Origin of the sequence: Saccharopolyspora sp. NPDC050642, from assembly GCF_040654735.1 — a bacterium.
GTDB classification, from domain to species: Bacteria; Actinomycetota; Actinomycetes; order Mycobacteriales; family Pseudonocardiaceae; genus Saccharopolyspora; species Saccharopolyspora elongata.
Genome location: NZ_JBFAIN010000017.1, coordinates 35,536 through 51,303, shown reverse-complemented (window position 1 = coordinate 51,303; position 15,768 = coordinate 35,536). Strand labels below are relative to the sequence as shown.

Annotated in this window: 15 protein-coding genes and 4 tRNA genes; 14 read left to right on the top strand and 5 right to left on the bottom strand. The window is 70.4% G+C overall.

Going from position 1 to position 15,768, the window contains the following annotated elements; genetic code table 11:
* Window positions 1-27 precede the first annotated feature (27 nt).
* Window positions 28-588, bottom strand: a complete 561-nt coding sequence (locus AB0H93_RS24760) for a TetR/AcrR family transcriptional regulator (protein WP_358575501.1) — start codon at window positions 586-588, stop codon at window positions 28-30.
* 71 nt (window positions 589-659) lie between these two features.
* On the opposite strand from AB0H93_RS24760, the gene AB0H93_RS24755 reads away from it, so the two are divergent.
* Window positions 660-1,520 carry a hypothetical protein gene (locus tag AB0H93_RS24755; protein ID WP_358575499.1) on the top strand — a complete coding sequence of 287 codons (861 nt, stop codon included), beginning with the start codon at window positions 660-662 and terminating at the stop codon, window positions 1,518-1,520.
* A gap of 96 nt (window positions 1,521-1,616) precedes the next feature.
* Here the strand turns inward: AB0H93_RS24755 and AB0H93_RS24750 are convergent, their stop codons facing one another.
* Window positions 1,617-2,663: an LLM class F420-dependent oxidoreductase gene (locus AB0H93_RS24750; protein WP_358575497.1), complete on the bottom strand. Its 1,047-nt coding sequence runs from the start codon at window positions 2,661-2,663 to the stop codon at window positions 1,617-1,619.
* A gap of 252 nt (window positions 2,664-2,915) precedes the next feature.
* On the opposite strand from AB0H93_RS24750, the gene AB0H93_RS24745 reads away from it, so the two are divergent.
* The 6 genes from AB0H93_RS24745 (at window position 2,916) to AB0H93_RS24720 (ending at window position 8,724) form a co-directional block, all read left to right on the top strand.
* Window positions 2,916-3,881, top strand: a complete 966-nt coding sequence (locus AB0H93_RS24745; protein ID WP_358575496.1) for an exopolyphosphatase — start codon at window positions 2,916-2,918, stop codon at window positions 3,879-3,881.
* Between the two features lie 93 nt (window positions 3,882-3,974).
* Window positions 3,975-4,364: a phage holin family protein gene (locus AB0H93_RS24740; RefSeq protein WP_358575494.1), complete on the top strand. Its 390-nt coding sequence runs from the start codon at window positions 3,975-3,977 to the stop codon at window positions 4,362-4,364.
* 93 nt (window positions 4,365-4,457) lie between these two features.
* Window positions 4,458-5,198 (top strand): ESX secretion-associated protein EspG, encoded by a 741-nt coding sequence (locus AB0H93_RS24735; protein ID WP_358575493.1) that lies wholly within the window; start codon window positions 4,458-4,460, stop codon window positions 5,196-5,198.
* A 54-nt stretch (window positions 5,199-5,252) separates the two neighbouring features.
* Complete coding sequence (gene pepE / locus AB0H93_RS24730; RefSeq protein WP_358575491.1) at window positions 5,253-5,990, top strand: dipeptidase PepE; 738 nt, start codon at window positions 5,253-5,255, stop codon at window positions 5,988-5,990.
* Between the two features lie 127 nt (window positions 5,991-6,117).
* Window positions 6,118-8,268: a nitrate- and nitrite sensing domain-containing protein gene (locus AB0H93_RS24725; RefSeq protein WP_358575489.1), complete on the top strand. Its 2,151-nt coding sequence runs from the start codon at window positions 6,118-6,120 to the stop codon at window positions 8,266-8,268.
* 30 nt (window positions 8,269-8,298) lie between these two features.
* Window positions 8,299-8,724: a roadblock/LC7 domain-containing protein gene (locus tag AB0H93_RS24720; RefSeq protein ID WP_358575487.1), complete on the top strand. Its 426-nt coding sequence runs from the start codon at window positions 8,299-8,301 to the stop codon at window positions 8,722-8,724.
* A 421-nt stretch (window positions 8,725-9,145) separates the two neighbouring features.
* Here AB0H93_RS24720 and AB0H93_RS24715 read toward each other — a convergent pair.
* Window positions 9,146-9,217, bottom strand: a tRNA-Val gene (locus AB0H93_RS24715).
* Window positions 9,218-9,275: 58 nt separating this feature from the next.
* Window positions 9,276-9,665 (bottom strand): TIGR02611 family protein, encoded by a 390-nt coding sequence (locus tag AB0H93_RS24710; RefSeq protein ID WP_358575619.1) that lies wholly within the window; start codon window positions 9,663-9,665, stop codon window positions 9,276-9,278.
* A 951-nt stretch (window positions 9,666-10,616) separates the two neighbouring features.
* On the opposite strand from AB0H93_RS24710, the gene AB0H93_RS24705 reads away from it, so the two are divergent.
* The 7 genes from AB0H93_RS24705 to AB0H93_RS24675 all read left to right on the top strand — a co-directional run bounded on the left by AB0H93_RS24705 (window position 10,617) and on the right by AB0H93_RS24675 (window position 14,981).
* On the top strand, window positions 10,617-11,042 hold the full coding sequence (locus AB0H93_RS24705; protein ID WP_093261194.1) for an SsgA family sporulation/cell division regulator: 426 nt from the start codon (window positions 10,617-10,619) through the stop codon (window positions 11,040-11,042).
* A gap of 140 nt (window positions 11,043-11,182) precedes the next feature.
* Window positions 11,183-11,255, top strand: a tRNA-Gly gene (locus AB0H93_RS24700).
* A gap of 47 nt (window positions 11,256-11,302) precedes the next feature.
* Window positions 11,303-11,374, top strand: a tRNA-Cys gene (locus tag AB0H93_RS24695).
* Window position 11,375: 1 nt separating this feature from the next.
* A tRNA-Val gene (locus AB0H93_RS24690) sits at window positions 11,376-11,450 on the top strand.
* 322 nt (window positions 11,451-11,772) lie between these two features.
* Window positions 11,773-13,608 carry a glycoside hydrolase family 15 protein gene (locus AB0H93_RS24685; protein WP_358575486.1) on the top strand — a complete coding sequence of 612 codons (1,836 nt, stop codon included), beginning with the start codon at window positions 11,773-11,775 and terminating at the stop codon, window positions 13,606-13,608.
* Window positions 13,605-14,087 carry a hypothetical protein gene (locus tag AB0H93_RS24680; RefSeq protein WP_358575485.1) on the top strand — a complete coding sequence of 161 codons (483 nt, stop codon included), beginning with the start codon at window positions 13,605-13,607 and terminating at the stop codon, window positions 14,085-14,087. Before AB0H93_RS24685 ends, AB0H93_RS24680 begins: the two co-directional genes overlap by 4 nt.
* 114 nt (window positions 14,088-14,201) lie before the next feature.
* Window positions 14,202-14,981 (top strand): enoyl-CoA hydratase, encoded by a 780-nt coding sequence (locus AB0H93_RS24675; RefSeq protein WP_358575484.1) that lies wholly within the window; start codon window positions 14,202-14,204, stop codon window positions 14,979-14,981.
* Between the two features lie 5 nt (window positions 14,982-14,986).
* Here AB0H93_RS24675 and AB0H93_RS24670 read toward each other — a convergent pair whose 3' ends face one another.
* The gene (locus AB0H93_RS24670; RefSeq protein WP_358575483.1) at window positions 14,987-15,763 is read right to left on the bottom strand and encodes an SWIM zinc finger family protein; all 777 of its coding nucleotides are present in this window, start codon (window positions 15,761-15,763) and stop codon (window positions 14,987-14,989) included.
* Between the last annotated feature and the right edge of the window lie 5 nt (window positions 15,764-15,768).

Below are 15,768 nucleotides of genomic sequence, written 5' to 3'. Positions count from 1 at the left end.
TCACGGGCATTCACCTGCGGAAACGTCCTAGTCGGGGTCGACGTCGAGGAGCCCGGCGATCTCGCGGAACGCCTCGGCGGGATCCCGGTCGCGCGCCGCCGCCGGGAGGTTGCCGGTCAGGCGGAGCGTCGCGAAGCCGTGCGCGATGGACCACGCCGCGAGCGCGGCCCGGTCGGCTTCGGCGTCGCCGAGTGTCGCGGGCAGGCCCGCCCGCAGGGCGTCCCACGCCCGGGCCTTCGCGGCGAGCAGGTCGGGATCGTCGAGGTGGCACCGGTCCGGTTGGTGCATCACCTCGAAGTGGCACGGGTGCACCACCGCGAAGCCGACGTAGCGGGCGCCGAGCTCGATCAGCGTCAGGTCGTCGGCCAGGGCTTCCGCGAGCAGCCGGTAGCCCTCCGCGGCCAGCGCGGTGAACAGCCCGGCCTTGTCCTTGAAGTGGTGCCGCGGCGCGGCGTGCGAAACGCCGGCGCGCCGGGCCAGGTCCCGGAGGCTCAGCTGCGCCGGGCCGTTCTCGGCGATCATCTCGACCGCCGCGTCCAGCAGCGCCTGGCGGAGATCTCCGTGGTGGTAGGGCCGCTCCGTGCTCATGCGCCCATCTTGCCATTGACAAGATGACACCTGCAGGCCCAATCTTGTCAGCGACAAGATTGGGAGGGGTCATGGCGGACGAACTGGGACTGGCAAGGCGGATGTGGTGGTTGCTGGAGCCCGTGCACGCGCTGCTCTACTACGCGCCCGAGGCGTTCGAGCAGGCGGAAGAACTGGGCTACCGGATCGACGAGCGCTGGCCGAGCTACTTCGCCTGGCGCTCCGCGCCGCTCGGCGCCGCCAGCGCGGAACTGGTGGCTGCGGCGTTCTACAGCTTCGACCCGCAGATGGTCCGCGAGCACGTGCCCGCGGCCTGGGAGATCACCTCGCCGGAGCGCGTCCTCGCGGCGCGCGCGACCGCGATGGACCGGACCTTCCGGAGGCTGCTCGACGGTGTTCCGGTGGCCGAGGCCGCGAAGCTGGCCCGGCGCGCGGCGGAGGCCGTCGACACCGCGGGCCGGCCGCTGGCGGCGGCCAACGCGGGGCTGCCCTGGCCGGACGAGCCGCACCTCGTGCTGTGGCAGGCGGCGACGATCTTGCGGGAACACCGGGGCGACGGCCACGTCTCGGCGCTGCTGAACGCCGGGCTGGACCCGGTCGAGGCGCTGGTCTCGTTCGCCTCGGTGGGCGTGGCGCCCGCCGAGGTGTTCGCCAGCCGCGGCTGGGGTGACGAGCAGTGGTCCGCCGCGCGGGAACGCCTGATCACCCGCGGCTTGGTCGACGCCGACGGAACGGCGACCGAGCGCGGGCGCCGACTGCGGGCGGAGGTGGAGCACCGGACCGATGAGCTGGCCGCCGGGCCCTGGCGGGAGCTGGGGGAGGCGAGCGCGGGAGCGCTGGCCGAACTCGTCGAGCCGGTCTTCGGCAAGGCCATCGGCTCCGGCCTGCTACCCGCCCGCAGCACGCTCGGAGTCGGAACGCGGTTCGCTTGAAGGCGCGAGGTCCCGACACGCCGGAGGCTGTGGACAACTCCCGCAATTTCAATGGAAATCAGAGGTCCGATTTCCATTGAAATTGCGGAACCCCGGTCACACGTCGGTGGCGAGCTGCTTGACCTGCTCGATGAGCTTGGCCCGGCCGGCCGCGTCGCCCGCCAGCGGCGTCACGTTGAGGGTCGTGACGCCCGACTCCTTCAGCGCCGCCAGCCGCTCCTTGACGTGGCTCGCGGTGCCGACCAGCGAGGTCTTCTCCAGCAGCTCGCGGGGCACCGCCGCGGCGGCCTCCTCCTTCTTGCCGCTGAGGTAGAGGTCCTGGATCAGCTCCGCCTCGGCCTCGAAGCCGTAGCGGCGGGCCAGGTTGTTGTAGAAGTTCTTGCCCTTCGCGCCCATCCCGCCGACGTAGAGCGCCACGTGCGGCCGCGCGAAGTCCAGCAGGTCGTCGAGCCCCTCGCCGATGGCCAGCGGCGCCTGCGCGACCACGTCCAGCGGCGGCAGCGACGCGTCGCGCTTCGCCTTGCCCGCCGCCAGCGGCTCGCCCCACACCTCGGCCGCCCGCTCCGGCAGGTAGAAGATCGGCTCCCAGGCCTCGGCGATCTCGGCGACCAGCTCGACGTTCTTCGGCCCGATCGCGGCGATCATGATCGGGATCCGGTCGCGCACCGGGTGGTTGATGATCTTCAGCGGCTTGCCCAGCCCGGTGCCCTGGTCGGCGGGCAGCGGGATGCTGTAGTGCTTGCCCTCGTGCTGGACCTTCTCGCGGCGCCAGACCTGGCGGCAGATGTCGACGATCTCGCGGGTCCGGCCCAGCGGCGCGTGGTAGGGCACCCCGTGGAAGCCCTCGATGACCTGCGGCCCGGACGCGCCGATGCCCAGGGTGAACCGGCCGTCGGAGACGAAGTCCAGGCCGGCCGCGGTCATCGCGGTCAGCGTCGGCGTGCGGGTGTAGATCTGCAGGATGCCGGAGGCGATCTCCAGGCGTTCGGTGCGGGCGGCGATGAAGCCCATCTGGCTGACCGCGTCGAACGAGTACGCCTCCGGGACGTACACGATGTCCAATCCGGCCTTCTCGTAGGTGGCCAGGTCGTCGACGGTTTCCTTGAACCCTCCGCTGTAGTTCAGCGGCATCCCGATGCGCATTGGCCGAACCCTTCCGGTCTGTGGCGAGCGGCGAGGCCGGGGCGTCGGCCACGCCGCCGAGGTAGCCCAGAGGCTACCGCCGGGTAAGTCGCGCCGGGAGACGGTGCCCGACCCCGAGAATGTGACACAACTCTCAAGAAAACCTTGGCGTGGCGGGATTTTCGGCCGAAATGACCCCGACAATGGGAGCATGCCGCCAATTACCTCCACCACGCCGCGCCGCGAGCCGCGTGGTGCGCGGACGGTCGCGGCATGAAATTGGCTCTGCTGGACATCGGGTCCACTGCTGCGCGCCTGGAAATCGTCGACCTCGACCGGTCCCGGATGCCGCGCGCCGACTGGAGCGCGAAGGCCCGGACCAGGCTCGCCGAGCACACCGGGGCGGACGGCCTGGTCACCGAGCTGGGCGTCGAGCACGCGGAGCGGGCGGTGCGGCACTGCGTGAACGCGGCCATCGACGAGAAACCCGACGCGCTGATCGCGTACGGGACCTCGGCGGTGCGGGACGCGGTCAACGGCGCGGAGCTGCGGCAGCGGCTGAGTGAGGCGGCGGGGGTGCGCATCGGCGTGCTCAGCCCGCGCGACGAGGCCGCCGTCACCTATCACGCCGCCCGCCGCTGGCACGGCCGCTGCGGCACCGTCCTGACCATGGTGGACATCGGCGGCGGCACCATCGACGTGGCCACCGGCACCGGCGGCGAACCCGCCGACGTGGTCTCGCTGCCGTTCGGCGCGGCCCGGCTGACCAGGCAGTACCTGCCGGACGATCCGCCGAAGCCGCAGCAGGTCGACGAGCTGGTCGCGGCGGTCCGCGGCGCCATCCCGGGCTCGCTGCGCACCTTCGCCGACCGCGACCTCGGGCATCCGGTGGCGCTGTCCAAGGTGCTGCGGCAGCTGGCCGTGCTCACCGAGAGCTCGCCGGGCCGGATGGCCCGCCACCCCGACCGGCTGCTCCGCGCCAAGCTGCGCCCCTGGATCCCCCGGCTCGCGGAGCTGGGCCAGAAGCAGCGGGCGGCGCTGCCCGGCGTGTCGCGCAGCCGCGCCCGCCGGATCCTGGCCGGGGCCATCGTCGCCGAGCTGATCCTGCGCACCATCGGCGTGGACGAGCTGGAGATCTGCCCCTGGGGCCTGCGCGAAGGCCTGGTCTTCCGGTTCGCCGAGGCGCACGACGACACCGACGGCGACGCCCTCCGGCTGATGGCGACCCTCTTCAGCTGAACCGGAGATCACAACGCCACGCGAGCGCGCGGCCCCCGGACACCGGTAGCGTCGATGATGTTCGTTGCGGAAGCCGGCAAGGAGGGGCGCGTCGTGGCAACGCTGCTGTACATCCTGATCACCATGGTCGCGGTGTGGATCACCACCGCGCTGCCCGGCATCACGCTGGAGGGCGAGGACACCACGGCGAAGATCCTCACGCTGCTGGCGGTGTCGGTGATCTTCGGCATCGTCAACGTGGTGCTCAAGCCGGTCGCGAAGACGCTGGGCTGCCTGCTCTACCTGCTGACACTCGGGCTGTTCGGCCTGGTGGTCAACGCGCTGCTGTTCTGGCTGACCAGCTACCTGGCCGGCGAGCTGCGGCTGCCGTTCCACGTCGACGGCTTCTGGTCGGCGTTCTGGGGCGCGCTGATCGTTACGATCGTCAGCAGCGCCCTGGCAGGCATCGTGCGGCGCACCCGGCCCCAGGTCGAAGAGCGCTGACCCCGTCGATCCCGGCCAAAACGCCGCGAAGCGGGCAGCGCCCCGGTTATCCTGCCGCCCACAGGGGATCTTGATGGACCACGGAGCCGGCCGATGCGATGCAGCCTGCGGGAGTTCGACGGCCTGCTGCGCGATCACGCGGTCGGGCCGGAGGTCGCGGCGTTCCTGATCGAGCGGCCGCAGACCGCCGACGAGCCGCCGGACGGCCCCTGGGCCGAGCTGGCCGCGAACCTGGCGCGCGCATCGGTGTTCGGATTCGCGCAGGTCAACGTCCCCGATGAGGCCGAGCTGCGTGCCGTCGTGGCGGTCGGCAACGGACACGCGGCGCGGGTGCTGGTGCAGGACGGGTCGGTGACCGCGAAGAAGGTCCGCCCCGATGCGCCGTGGCCGGCTCTGGTGGGCTGCCTGCCGGACCGCGAACCGGCCGAGGGCTGCGAGGTCACCGTGCCGACCCGCGTGCTGGCCGAGGCGCGCGCCGACGCCGAGCAGCGCGGAGATCGCCAGGTGGACTGGCTGGCCTACGAGCTCAAGCGCCGCCGCGTGCCGCCGGAAGACGCGCAGGCCATCGGCGACCTGCTGCGGCGCGCGGACGGGATGACCGCCCACCTGACGGTGGGCTTGCGCGTCGCCTCCGGCGCGGTGCGCAGCGGGCCGTTCGGGATCGAGGTGCACCACGCGCCGTCCGGCCGCGCCGCCGTGATCCCGGAGTCACCGGACGACACGTTCACCGTGGTAGCCCCGGCGGGCGCCTACCTGCTCGGCAAGACCCTCCAGGAGTACGTCGAGGACCTGTGGGAAGGCACCAGCGAGCGCACCCAGCCCCTGCCCCGCTGACCCTGTCCACTGTGGATTCCGGTGGGTCGGGATAGCCTGGCTTGGAGGTAGCCGATGGGAAAGAAGGCCGACGTGGAGTTGCTGCTGCTGTCCAGTTCGATGAAGCACGGCACGGGTTTCCTCGAACACGCCATGCCGGCCGTGACCGAGCTGCTGGCCGGTCGCGGGCGGCTGCTGTTCGTCCCGTTCGCCAAGCGCGACCACGACGGCTACGCGGCGACCGTGCAGGCCGCGGTCGCGCCGCTGGGCATCACCGTCGACGGCCTCCACCGGGCCGACGACCCGGTGGCGGCGGTGCGCGAGGCCGAGGCGGTGTTCATCGGCGGCGGGAACACCTTCCGCCTGCTGTCCACGCTGCACCGGCTCGGCCTGGTCACGGCGCTGCGCGAGGCCGTGCGCGGCGGTACGCCGTACATGGGCGCGAGCGCGGGCACCAACATGGCCTGCCCCAGCCTGCGGACCAGCAACGACATGCCGATCGTCGAGCCGCCGTCGTTCGAGGCGATCGGGCTGGTGCCGTTCCAGATCAACCCGCACTACCTGGACCCCGACCCGGGCAGCACGCACATGGGCGAGACCCGCGAGCAGCGGATCGCGGAGTTCCTGGAGGACAACGACGTGCCCGTGCTGGGCCTCCGGGAAGGCTCCTGGCTGCGGGTCCGCGGCGAGCACGCCGAGCTCGGCGGCAGCACCGGCGCGCGGCTGTTCACCCGCGGCGCGGAGCCCCGCGAGCTCGGGCCCGGCGACGACGCCACGTTCCTGCTCCGCACCGAGCCGCACTACGACGCCTGACCGCGGCAACGGTGATGAAACGTTTCCGTGTTTTCATGATCACCCTGTGCTAGTGTTTTGCCGCGCGACCGCCCGCGTTTGGTGCGGGAGCGGGCTGGTCGCAGGGGGTTCGACATAGCGGAGCACTGTGACGCGGACGAGCAGTTCGGGTAGTGACTACAGGACGATCCGGGCCCGCCTGACGCGCATCGGCGTGGTGCCGAGCGTGATCCTGCTGGCCCTCTGGCTCGGGTTCTCGTCGCTGACCGTGTACGACGGCTACAGCGCGAGGGTGATCGCGGTCGGGGTGAAGAACGCCTCGATCCCGGCGGTGAACAGCCTGGCGGCCCTGCAGAAGGAGCGCCAGCTGGCGATGGAGCGGCTCAGCCGCCCGGACATCGACCCGGCCGCGCTGATCGAGCAACGCGCGAGGACCGACACGGCCGTCGGCGAGATGCGCGCCAACCTCGGGCAGCTCGCCGAGGAGGCGCCGTCGCGGATCGCGACCCGGGCGCGCGACCTCGACGCGCTGCTGGTCCAGCTGCCGCACCAGCGCGCCCGAGCGGATGCCGGGAACTCGTCGCGGGCGGAGACCTTCCGCTTCTACAACCGGCTGCTCGACGCCGGTGTCAACCTGTTCGACACCCAGTCGCGGGTGACGCCGGATCTGGCCGTCAGCCAGGCCGCCCTGGTGGCGACCGACGTGTTCCGCGCCGCCGACCAGATGTCCCAGGCCGCATCGCTGGGCGGTGCCGCGCTGGTCGGCGGTGAGTTCAACACCGAGGACCACCTGTCCTTCTCGGCCCTGGTCGGCGCCTACCACTCCAGGATGGAAACCGCGGTGCCCGCGGCCGCACCGAGCACGATCGAGCTGTACCGGCGACTCATCGCCAGCCCCGACTGGCAGCGCCTGGTCGGCTTCGAGAACGCGCTCGTCGAGCACCCGCCGCAGCGCAGCGGGAAGTTCGCCGTCGACGAGGAGGAGTGGCGGCAGTCCACCAACGCGGTCGCCGAGGACCTGGTCGAGATCGCCATCGAGCAGGCCAAGACGACCTCCGACCTCGGCCTGCAGAACGGGACCGACCGGTTCGTCCAGGTGATCGTGGGCAGCCTCGCGGCGCTGCTGGCCGTGCTGGTCGGCATCGTGCTCGCCGCGCGCAACGCCCGGAGGCTGGTCGACCGGACGCTGGTGACCAGGCTGGCGAAGCTGCGCGACGACACGCTGCGGCTGGCCAGCGGGCGGTTGCCCGACATCATGTCCAGGCTCAAGCGCGGCGAGCAGATCGACGTCGAGGCCGAGCTCTCCCCGCTGGAGCACGGCAACGACGAGATCGGGCAGGTGGCGGAGGCCTTCAACACCGCGCACCACACCGCGGTCGCCGCGGCGGTGCGGGAGAACCAGGCGAAGGCCGGCATCAGCAAGGTCTTCTTGGGCATCGCCCACCGGAACCAGGGGCTGGTGCACCGCCAGTTCAAGGTGCTCGACGAGTTGGCGAGAGGGGAGGAGAACCCGCAGCGGCAGGACGCGCTGCTGCGGCTCGACCACCTCGCCACCCGGGCCCGCCGCAACGCGGAGAACCTGATCATCCTGGCCGGCGAGCAGCCGGGGCGGCAGTGGCGAAAGCCGGTGCGGCTGGCGGACGTGGTGGGTGCGGCGGTCGCCGAAACCGAGCTCTACGACCGGATCCGGATACATCCGATGCCCGACGTGTCGCTGGTGGGTGCGCCGGTGGGCGACGTGATCCACCTGCTGGCGGAGCTGATGGACAACGCCACGTCGTTCTCCTCGCCGCGCTCGGAAGTCCAGGTGTACGGCAGCAACGAGCGGCGCGGCGTGCTGGTGCGGATCGAGGACGAGGGGCTGGGGATGCGCCCGGCGGACCGCGACGACGCCAACGTGCGGCTGTCGACGCCGCCGCGGTTCGAGGACATCACGTTGCGCGGCGATCCCCGGCTCGGGCTGTTCGTGGTGGCGCAGCTCGCCGCGCGCCGCGGCATCAAGGTCGTCCTGCAAGAGGCCGCCGAGAACGGCACGGTGGCGACGGTTCTCCTGCCGACCGAAATCCTGGCGACCGAGCCGATGTTCGACACCAGGACGGATTTCACCCGCCCGGCGGAATGGGAGGAAGTCGAACCGAGATTGCCGACCCCGCCGCGAATTCGCCCGGATGCCCGCAATTCGGAGTCGGGTGACGGCGATTCCGGGCGTGCCGGGCACTCGCCGGCGCGAAGCCGTGGCAACATGGCCGCTTTCCAACGCGGCACGCGCGCGGCGCGGCAGGCGGAGGAACCGGAATGACCGGTCCGGCGACGAAGGGGAAGTGCGCGGATGACCGACAGGATCGGCCCCGATGGTGAGCTGAACTGGCTGCTGGACGACCTGGTGGCCCGGGTGGTGGGAGCCCGCGACGGAGTGGTGCTCTCGGCGGACGGCCTGCTGATGGCCCGCTCGGCGGGTCTGTCCACAGCGGACGCGGAGCACTTGGCGGCGATGGCGGCGACCTTCCAAAGCCTGGCGAAGGAAACGGGAAGGCATTTCGGCGGCGGCGGAGTCCGGCAAACGCTGGTGGAGCTGGACCACGCGTTCGTCTTCATTACGGCAGCGGGCGCTGGCGCATGCCTAGCGATTCTGGGAGAAGAAGAAGCGGACGTGGGAACGATCGCCTACGAGATGAACCTCCTGGTGATCAGGGTGGGCAATTACCTGAGCTCGGCCCCAAGAGCAGAAGTCCCAACCCAACAACAAAGGCCCTAAAAAACCCCAACAACCCCAACAACCCCTCACCCCAAACAAAGCGAACGGCGCTGCACCACAACAGAGGGAGCGGCGCTGCACCACCAAACCGAGGCGACGACGGACGCAGCCCAATCCAAGCGCCCCATGCGCACAGTCCAGCCCCGAAGGGGCGAAGACGAGCCCACCGAACCAGCCCGCCACCAAGGCACCCAACACGCTCCACACCGGGCTGCCAAGGTGCCCAACACACTCCACGTCGATGCGAAGCGGCCGAACGGAGGGCTGGTCGGAAATCAGGCCGGGAACGGCTCCCGTCGCAAGGAGCCAACGAAACGGACCACCGCACCGTGGGGGGGAGTGGGGGGTTCGACCCCCCACAGCAAAAACGAGTGAGCCCCGTCTACGCATTCGGTAGACAGGGCTCACCCGGCGAACTCGGTGGGCGATACTGGGATCGAACCAGTGACCTCTTCGGTGTGAACGAAGCGCTCTCCCGCTGAGCTAATCGCCCTTGTTCTGTTGTTTCGTCCCCGTTTCCCGGCGACGAGAAGAACAATACACGATCGTTTTCAGGCGCCGAACAGGGGGGAGGCCAACCACGTCCAGTGCAGGCCAAGCCACCCGCCGACCGTGTTGAACAGGCCCAGCAGCCACAGCGTCGTGAGGACGACGAGGCAGGTGGCACCCATGACGGCGAGCTTGGTGGCGAGGTGCTGGCGGGCGAGCCAGCGCACCCAGCGCTGGTAGTAGCGCTTGGCGAACATGTTGACCCGGTGGGCCCAGTGGAACTCGGTGGCGAGGATCCCGAGGCCGGCGAAGACGACGAGCCAGCCGGGGCCGGGGTAGGGGATCATCAGGATGCCGGCGAGGAGCACGGCGGTGCCGAAGACGCCGAGCACGACGCGGTAGGTGATGTTGAGGCCGGGCTTGCTGCGGACTCGTTCGCGGAAGGCGTGCAGGCGCCGTCGCAGGGCGTGCAGCCTGGGCGCGCGCTGCTGGTCGGTGGTGGGTTCCGCGTCGGTGTCGCGGGGTCCCGACTTGGTCGTGTCGTTCAGGGCTGTCCACCTGCCGGTTGCGAACGGTCGTCGGCGTTGGACACCTCTCGTGGGGCGCCGGTCGCCCGCGGTGTCCGATGTGCGTCAGAATACGGGCCTGGGCCGGTTGTGGCCGTCACCGTGCGGCTGGGGTGTCAAGCGCGCAGTTGGCCGGTGCGGGTTCGCCCGGCGTGGTTCGGATGTGACCGGAATCATCGCCGGTGGTGGGTGGTGCCGGGTCTTTTGGCCCTGTCGCCGGTCTTCGATCCTGGTCACAGTGTGACGCCACTCTCGATCGGGCGTTCGGGTGCACGCGTGGTCGATAACGGAGACGGTTCGGACCATTAGCCCGATAAGGGGAACTGTGGTGGCGAGCGTCTCATCGGAGGGCCTCGCTGCGAGAATGCCGGGTGGTCCGATCGCCTATTCTTGAGCGGACGTCAAGCGAGCTCGACGAAGCGGTAAACCCGGTGGTCAGACCGGGCGCAGCAGCGGGTTCCGCAAGGCGAGGGCGACGGATCGAAGGCCCGGTGCAAGAGCGATTCGCTCGGTTACGGAACGTAGTGGAGTTCGGTCACTGGGTGGAGTGCTGGTCCTGCGACTCAACGTCCTGGAGTCGAGTTCGTTCGCGGCGGATCTTCCTCCGGTGTGGACTTCGGTTCCGGTCCGTCTCGCAATGGGGTGGCCGGATCCGTGTTCGCCCCGAAACCGGAGTCTCGCGAACACGCTGCGCGTTCGCTTGATTGCCCAGCGAATTGGGGCCTGCCCCGTACGGGTGATCTATGCGGGAGTTGCGAGCGTTTCGGCCCGATGAGGCGTCACAACTGTGTTGCTCGGTCGATAAGCGGACCGGGAAGGAGCGGAAAGGGGAGGACAATGCGTAACGATCACGTGACACTCCGTTCGACGGCCGTGTTCGATCTGTTGGCTCCGCAGGCACCTGCCGTGCCGGTTCAGGTCGAGCTGCGTTACGACACCCGGGATCCGTACGCGGTGGTGGCCGCGTTCCGCACCGGCCGCGCCGGCTGGGTCGAGTGGGTGTTCGCCCGCGACCTGCTCGCCGACGGGCTGATCGCGCACGCGGGCGAGGGCGACGTGACGATCCGGCCGGTGGTCGACGACCCCGAGGTCGTGGCGATCGAGCTGAGCTCGCCGTCCGGCCACGCGGTGTTCGAGGCCTCGGCGCAGGAACTCGCGGACTTCCTCGACCGCACCTACGACGTCGTGGTGCCGGGCAACGAGAACCTGTGGGTCGATGTGGACGAGGCACTGACCCGGTTGCTGCCCCACGACCTGGGCTGATCCGGGGGGAGATCGGCCCGGCGCGGCGGCGCGCCGGGCGATGGGACCCCCCTTTGATCGCGGTCGTGGGCGTGGTCTAAAGTTCACTGTGCAACGCGGCGGACGGGCCGGAGGTTCTCCGGCTTCGAAGTCGCAGGCAGGCGGACGTAGCGCAGCTGGTAGCGCATCACCTTGCCAAGGTGAGGGTCGCGGGTTCGAGTCCCGTCGTCCGCTCTGGATTCTCTGGCGGTCCAGCCGACTTCGGTGTGGATGCGGAGTCCGGCGGAGTGGCCGAGTGGCTTAGGCAAGGGCCTGCAAAGCCCTGTACGCGGGTTCGATTCCCGCCTCCGCCTCGCGCGATTAGCTCAGTGGGAGAGCGCTACCTTGACACGGTAGAGGTCACTGGTTCAATCCCAGTATCGCGCACCATCTGTTTTCGCAGTTCGCAGCCCCTGCGGTGGTCATCACCGGCAGGGGCTGTTCGCGTATGGGGGCTCAGGTCTCGCCGCGGGTCGGTTGTCCTTGCTGCGCGTCGCTTTCATCTTGTCGGACGCAGTCTCGAACCGGCGTCGGCGCTGGTGGGCGTAGGGCAGAAAGGCATTGGTCCGGTTCTGCCGCGTTGCCGCAGTCTGGCGTGGTGAGGGCGTCCTGCGATGGCGTAGCCGGGCCCAGCGGTGTGGCCGATGAGCGGGACGTGGATCGCACGGTGACGAACGGCCGCCGGATCTGAGTCGGCAGTTCGGGGGGTTCGATGATCGGGTCGGATCTCGGCAACGGCTCGCGCGTCGTCATGCCGCGCCGGGAGGGGTATGCGCCGCTGCGGGACTACGCGGCGCTGGGCGATGGCCGGACCGTGGCCCTCCTCGCCCTGGACGGCTCGGTGGACTGGCTGGCGGTGCCGGACCTGGATTCGCCGACGGTCTTCGGTGCCGTGCTCGACGCGCGTCGGGGAGGCCGTTTCGCGCTGGAACCGGAGCTGCCCTACCAGGTCAGCCGCCGGTACCTCCCGAGCACGAACGTGGTGGAGACGACGTTCGCCACGGCCGAGGGTGCGGTCCGGGTGACCGATGCCTTGACGCTGCCCGGAACGGCGTTGACGCCAACCCGGGAACTGGTCCGCAAGGTCGAAGGCTTGTCGGGAGCAGTACCCATGCGCTGGTGCGTGCAGCCCCGTTTCGGCTACGGCGCCGCGGGCCTGCGCATCAACCAGCGAGCAGACGTGCCGGTGGCCTCGGCAGGCACGGACGCGGTGGCCGTGTGCACCTGGGGCGCGGGCGAGCCGATGTGCTCCGGTACGGAGATCGAAGGTGCCTTCGAGGTCCGGATGGGTTCGCAGGCCGATCTCGCGCTGAGCTTCGCGCATCAGGAGCCGCTGGTGGTGCCCGCACGGTCGGAGTGCGCGGCGCGGCTGGAGGAGACCGGCCACCAGTGGCGGTCCTGGCTGCGGGATCGCTCCGGCGCCGGGCGCTGGCAGGAAGCCGTGACGCGCAGCGCGTTGGCCCTGAAACTGCTGGTGTTCGCCCCGTCGGGGGCAGTGGCCGCCGCTGCGACCACGTCACTTCCCGAGGAGATCGGCGGCGGGCGCAACTGGGACTACCGGTTTTCCTGGCTGCGGGATTCCGCCTTCACCCTGGACGCCTTCCTCGCGCTCGGGTACCCCGACGAGGCGCAGGCCTACTTCTGGTGGCTGATGCACGCCACCCAGTTCACCGAACCGCGCCTGCGCCCGCTGTACCGGCTCGACGGCGGTGTCCGCGCACCCGAGCACATGCTCGCATTGGCGGGGTACCGCGGGTCGGCGCCGGTGCGTGTGGGCAATGCCGCAGTCGCGCAGCTGCAGCTGGACACCTACGGCGAACTGCTGCAGACAGCCTGGCTGTACGCGACGGCCGGCGGCCGGCTCGATGCCGACATCGCGCGGCGGTTGGCGAGGGTGGCCGATTTCGTGTGCGCGAACTGGCGGCAAGCGGACGCGGGGATCTGGGAAGTCCGCAGCGCGCCCCAGCATTTCACCCAGTCGAAGATGATGTGCTGGATCGCCCTCGACCGCGCGCTGGGCTTGGCCGAACGAGGGCTCCTTTCCCGCCGGCACGCACGCGCGTGGCGGCGCGAGCAGGATGCGATCGAGGACTTCATCGAAACGCGGTGCCTGAGCGAGGACCGGAGCAGCTACGTGCGCAGCGCCGGCGCAGAGGAGGTGGACGTCAGCGTCTTGCTCGGCCTGCTGCGCGGTTATGCGGGTCCGCAGAACCCCCGGCTGCACGGCACGATCGAGGCCATTCGCCGACAGTTGGCGAGCGGACCGTTCGTGTACCGCTACGGCGGCGACGACGGTCTGCAGGGGACTGAGGGAGCGTTCGTGGCCTGCTCGTTCTGGCTGGCCGAGGCCGTTGCGCGCTGCGGGCATGTCGAAGAGGCCGCGGAGTTGATGGACCAACTGGTAGGGCTGGCCAATGACGTGGGCCTCTACAGCGAGGAGATCGACCCGGCCACGGGGGAATTCCTGGGGAACATGCCGCAGGGCCTGACCCATCTGGCGTTGATCAGCGCGGCCTGTGCGATCACCGAGCAGGCGGTGGCGCGGTGACGATCTGGGGAGCGCTCGCCGGCGGGTTCATCGGCACCCTGGTGCTGACCACGGCATTGCGCGCGGCGAACGAGTTCAAGCTGACCCGCATCGACATCCCCTTCCTGCTCGGCACCTGCCTCACGGTCAACCGCTCGCGCGCGAAAGCCCTCGGCTACCTGGCGCACTTCCTCTTCGGGGAGCTGTTCGCCCTGGGCTACTTCGGGCTGTTCGTCGCGCTGGGAACCAGCAGCTGGTGGTTGGGGGCGTTGTTCGGTCTGGTCCACGGCCTGTTCGCCGGCACCGCGTTGGTGAACCTCCTGCTGCCGGTGGTGCACCCGCGGATGGGAACCAGCCTGACCAGCGCTCCCCGCACCGCGCTGCTCGAACCGCCGGGGTTCCTCCTGCTCAACTACGGGGTGGTGACACCGGTGGTCAGCCTCGTGGGGCATGTCCTCTACGGCGCCCTCGTCGGCGGATTCATCTCCTACACCAGCTGACCTGGTCGCCGGCGGAAGCTCGCCGCCTCGACAAGGCAGCGTGAGGCCTGGTTCCCGGCGGGGCGACGGGTTAGGGTTCGGCCACGGTACTTAGGACGGCTAACGGGAGTGGCATTGGCGGAGATCACCAGCACCCAGCACGCGGTCGCGGAACTGACCGCGGACGGCATCGCCACGGTCACCATCAGGAACGCGAAGGTGCTCAACATCGTCGGCACGCCCGTCATCGAGGACGTGACGGCCGCGATCAACGGGCTCGCCGACCGCGCCGAGGTCCGGGTGCTGGTGCTGCGGGGAACCGGCGAGCGGGCCTTCATCGGCGGCGCCGACATCAACGAGATGTCCACACTGGACCGGGCGACCGCCGAGAAGTTCATCGAGGGGCTCAGCGGCCTGTGCGAGTCGGTGCGCCGGTTCCCGGCCCCGGTGATCGCCCGGATTCCCGGCTGGTGCCTCGGCGGCGGCCTGGAGGTGGCGGCCGCCTGCGATCTGCGGATCAGCGGCAGCGATGCCCGCTTCGGGATGCCCGAGGTCGCGGTCGGCATCCCGTCGGTGATCCACGCGGCGCTGCTGCCGCGGCTGATCGGCACCGGCCGCACCGCCTGGCTGACCCTCACCGGCGATCACATCGACGCCAACACCGCGCTGTCCTGGGGCCTGGTGCACGAGGTGTGCGAGCCGGCCGCTCTCGACGCCGCGGTCGAGCGCATGGCGCGGAAGTTCGTCGAGTTCGGCCCGGCCGCGGTGCGCAGGCAGAAGGAACTCCTGCGGTCCTGGGAGGACCTGCCGATCGACCAGGCCGTCGCGAACAGCGTCGCCGAGTTCGGCGCGGCCTTCGACACCGGCGAACCGCAGCGGTACATGTCGGAGTTCCTGAACCGCAAGCGTTCCTGACCTGTTCACGCTCCTTCGGCGAGCGTCCACGCGCGGTTGCGCGCGCGCTGGCCGGCGGACACGAGGTGCTGCCAGCTTTCCCGGTCGATGCCCCGGATCTCGCCGAGCTGCCGCAGCGCTTCCGGCACCCGGCCGTCCGGCCGGTGCGGGTGGACCGCGATCGCTGCCAGGTCGCCGCGCGCGGTGAACAGCGTTTCCGGGTCGAGCCGGTCGATCGTCGGGCGCTCCGGTTCGGCCGAGCCGGAGCGCGCCGCGCGCAATGCGGCCAGCAGCGGTTCCCGGTCGCGGCCGCGCAGCCTGGTGAGCAGGAACGGGTCGGCGTCCAGCATCGGGGCCAACACGTAGTGCACCGCCGCGGCGTGCGCGCACGGCTCGTTCTTGCTGGTGCATGTGCACGTCGAGCCGAGTTCGCCGGTTCGCGGGAACAGCGACAGATCGACCTCGCGCAGCGTGTCGTCGACGTCCTCCGGCAGCTCGCCCTGCAGCAGGGCGGCGGCGTGCCGGAGCTGACCGGCGAGCGCCTCGACGGCCCTTTCCCAATCGGCGTCGGAGAAAACCGGAAGCGTCAGGACGATGTCGTGCGCCCGGCCGCGCCCGTGCACCTGGGCCCGGATCCGGCCCGGCTCGACGACCAGGTCCTGCACCGCGCCGTTGCGCGCCAGCGATCTTCCGTGGGGTAGGCGCGGATTGGGGTAGGTGGCGCCGAGCGACTCCAGCGCGCGCCGCCAGCGCCGTCCCCACCACGTCGCGCCGAAGGATTCCGTCCGCTGCTTGCCGCTCATGAGTC

Excerpts from the sequence above, each read along its gene's own strand:
- AB0H93_RS24760 (WP_358575501.1), bottom strand. The coding sequence starts at position 588 with ATGAGCACGGAGCGGCCCTACCACCACGGAGATCTCCGCCAGGCGCTG.
- AB0H93_RS24755 (WP_358575499.1), top strand. The coding sequence starts at position 660 with ATGGCGGACGAACTGGGACTGGCAAGGCGGATGTGGTGGTTGCTGGAG.
- AB0H93_RS24750 (WP_358575497.1), bottom strand. The coding sequence starts at position 2,663 with ATGCGCATCGGGATGCCGCTGAACTACAGCGGAGGGTTCAAGGAAACC.
- AB0H93_RS24745 (WP_358575496.1), top strand. The coding sequence starts at position 2,916 with ATGAAATTGGCTCTGCTGGACATCGGGTCCACTGCTGCGCGCCTGGAA.
- AB0H93_RS24735 (WP_358575493.1), top strand. The coding sequence starts at position 4,458 with ATGCGATGCAGCCTGCGGGAGTTCGACGGCCTGCTGCGCGATCACGCG.
- pepE (WP_358575491.1), top strand. The coding sequence starts at position 5,253 with ATGGGAAAGAAGGCCGACGTGGAGTTGCTGCTGCTGTCCAGTTCGATG.
- AB0H93_RS24720 (WP_358575487.1), top strand. The coding sequence starts at position 8,299 with ATGACCGACAGGATCGGCCCCGATGGTGAGCTGAACTGGCTGCTGGAC.
- AB0H93_RS24705 (WP_093261194.1), top strand. The coding sequence starts at position 10,617 with ATGCGTAACGATCACGTGACACTCCGTTCGACGGCCGTGTTCGATCTG.
- AB0H93_RS24685 (WP_358575486.1), top strand. The coding sequence starts at position 11,773 with ATGATCGGGTCGGATCTCGGCAACGGCTCGCGCGTCGTCATGCCGCGC.
- AB0H93_RS24670 (WP_358575483.1), bottom strand. The coding sequence starts at position 15,763 with ATGAGCGGCAAGCAGCGGACGGAATCCTTCGGCGCGACGTGGTGGGGA.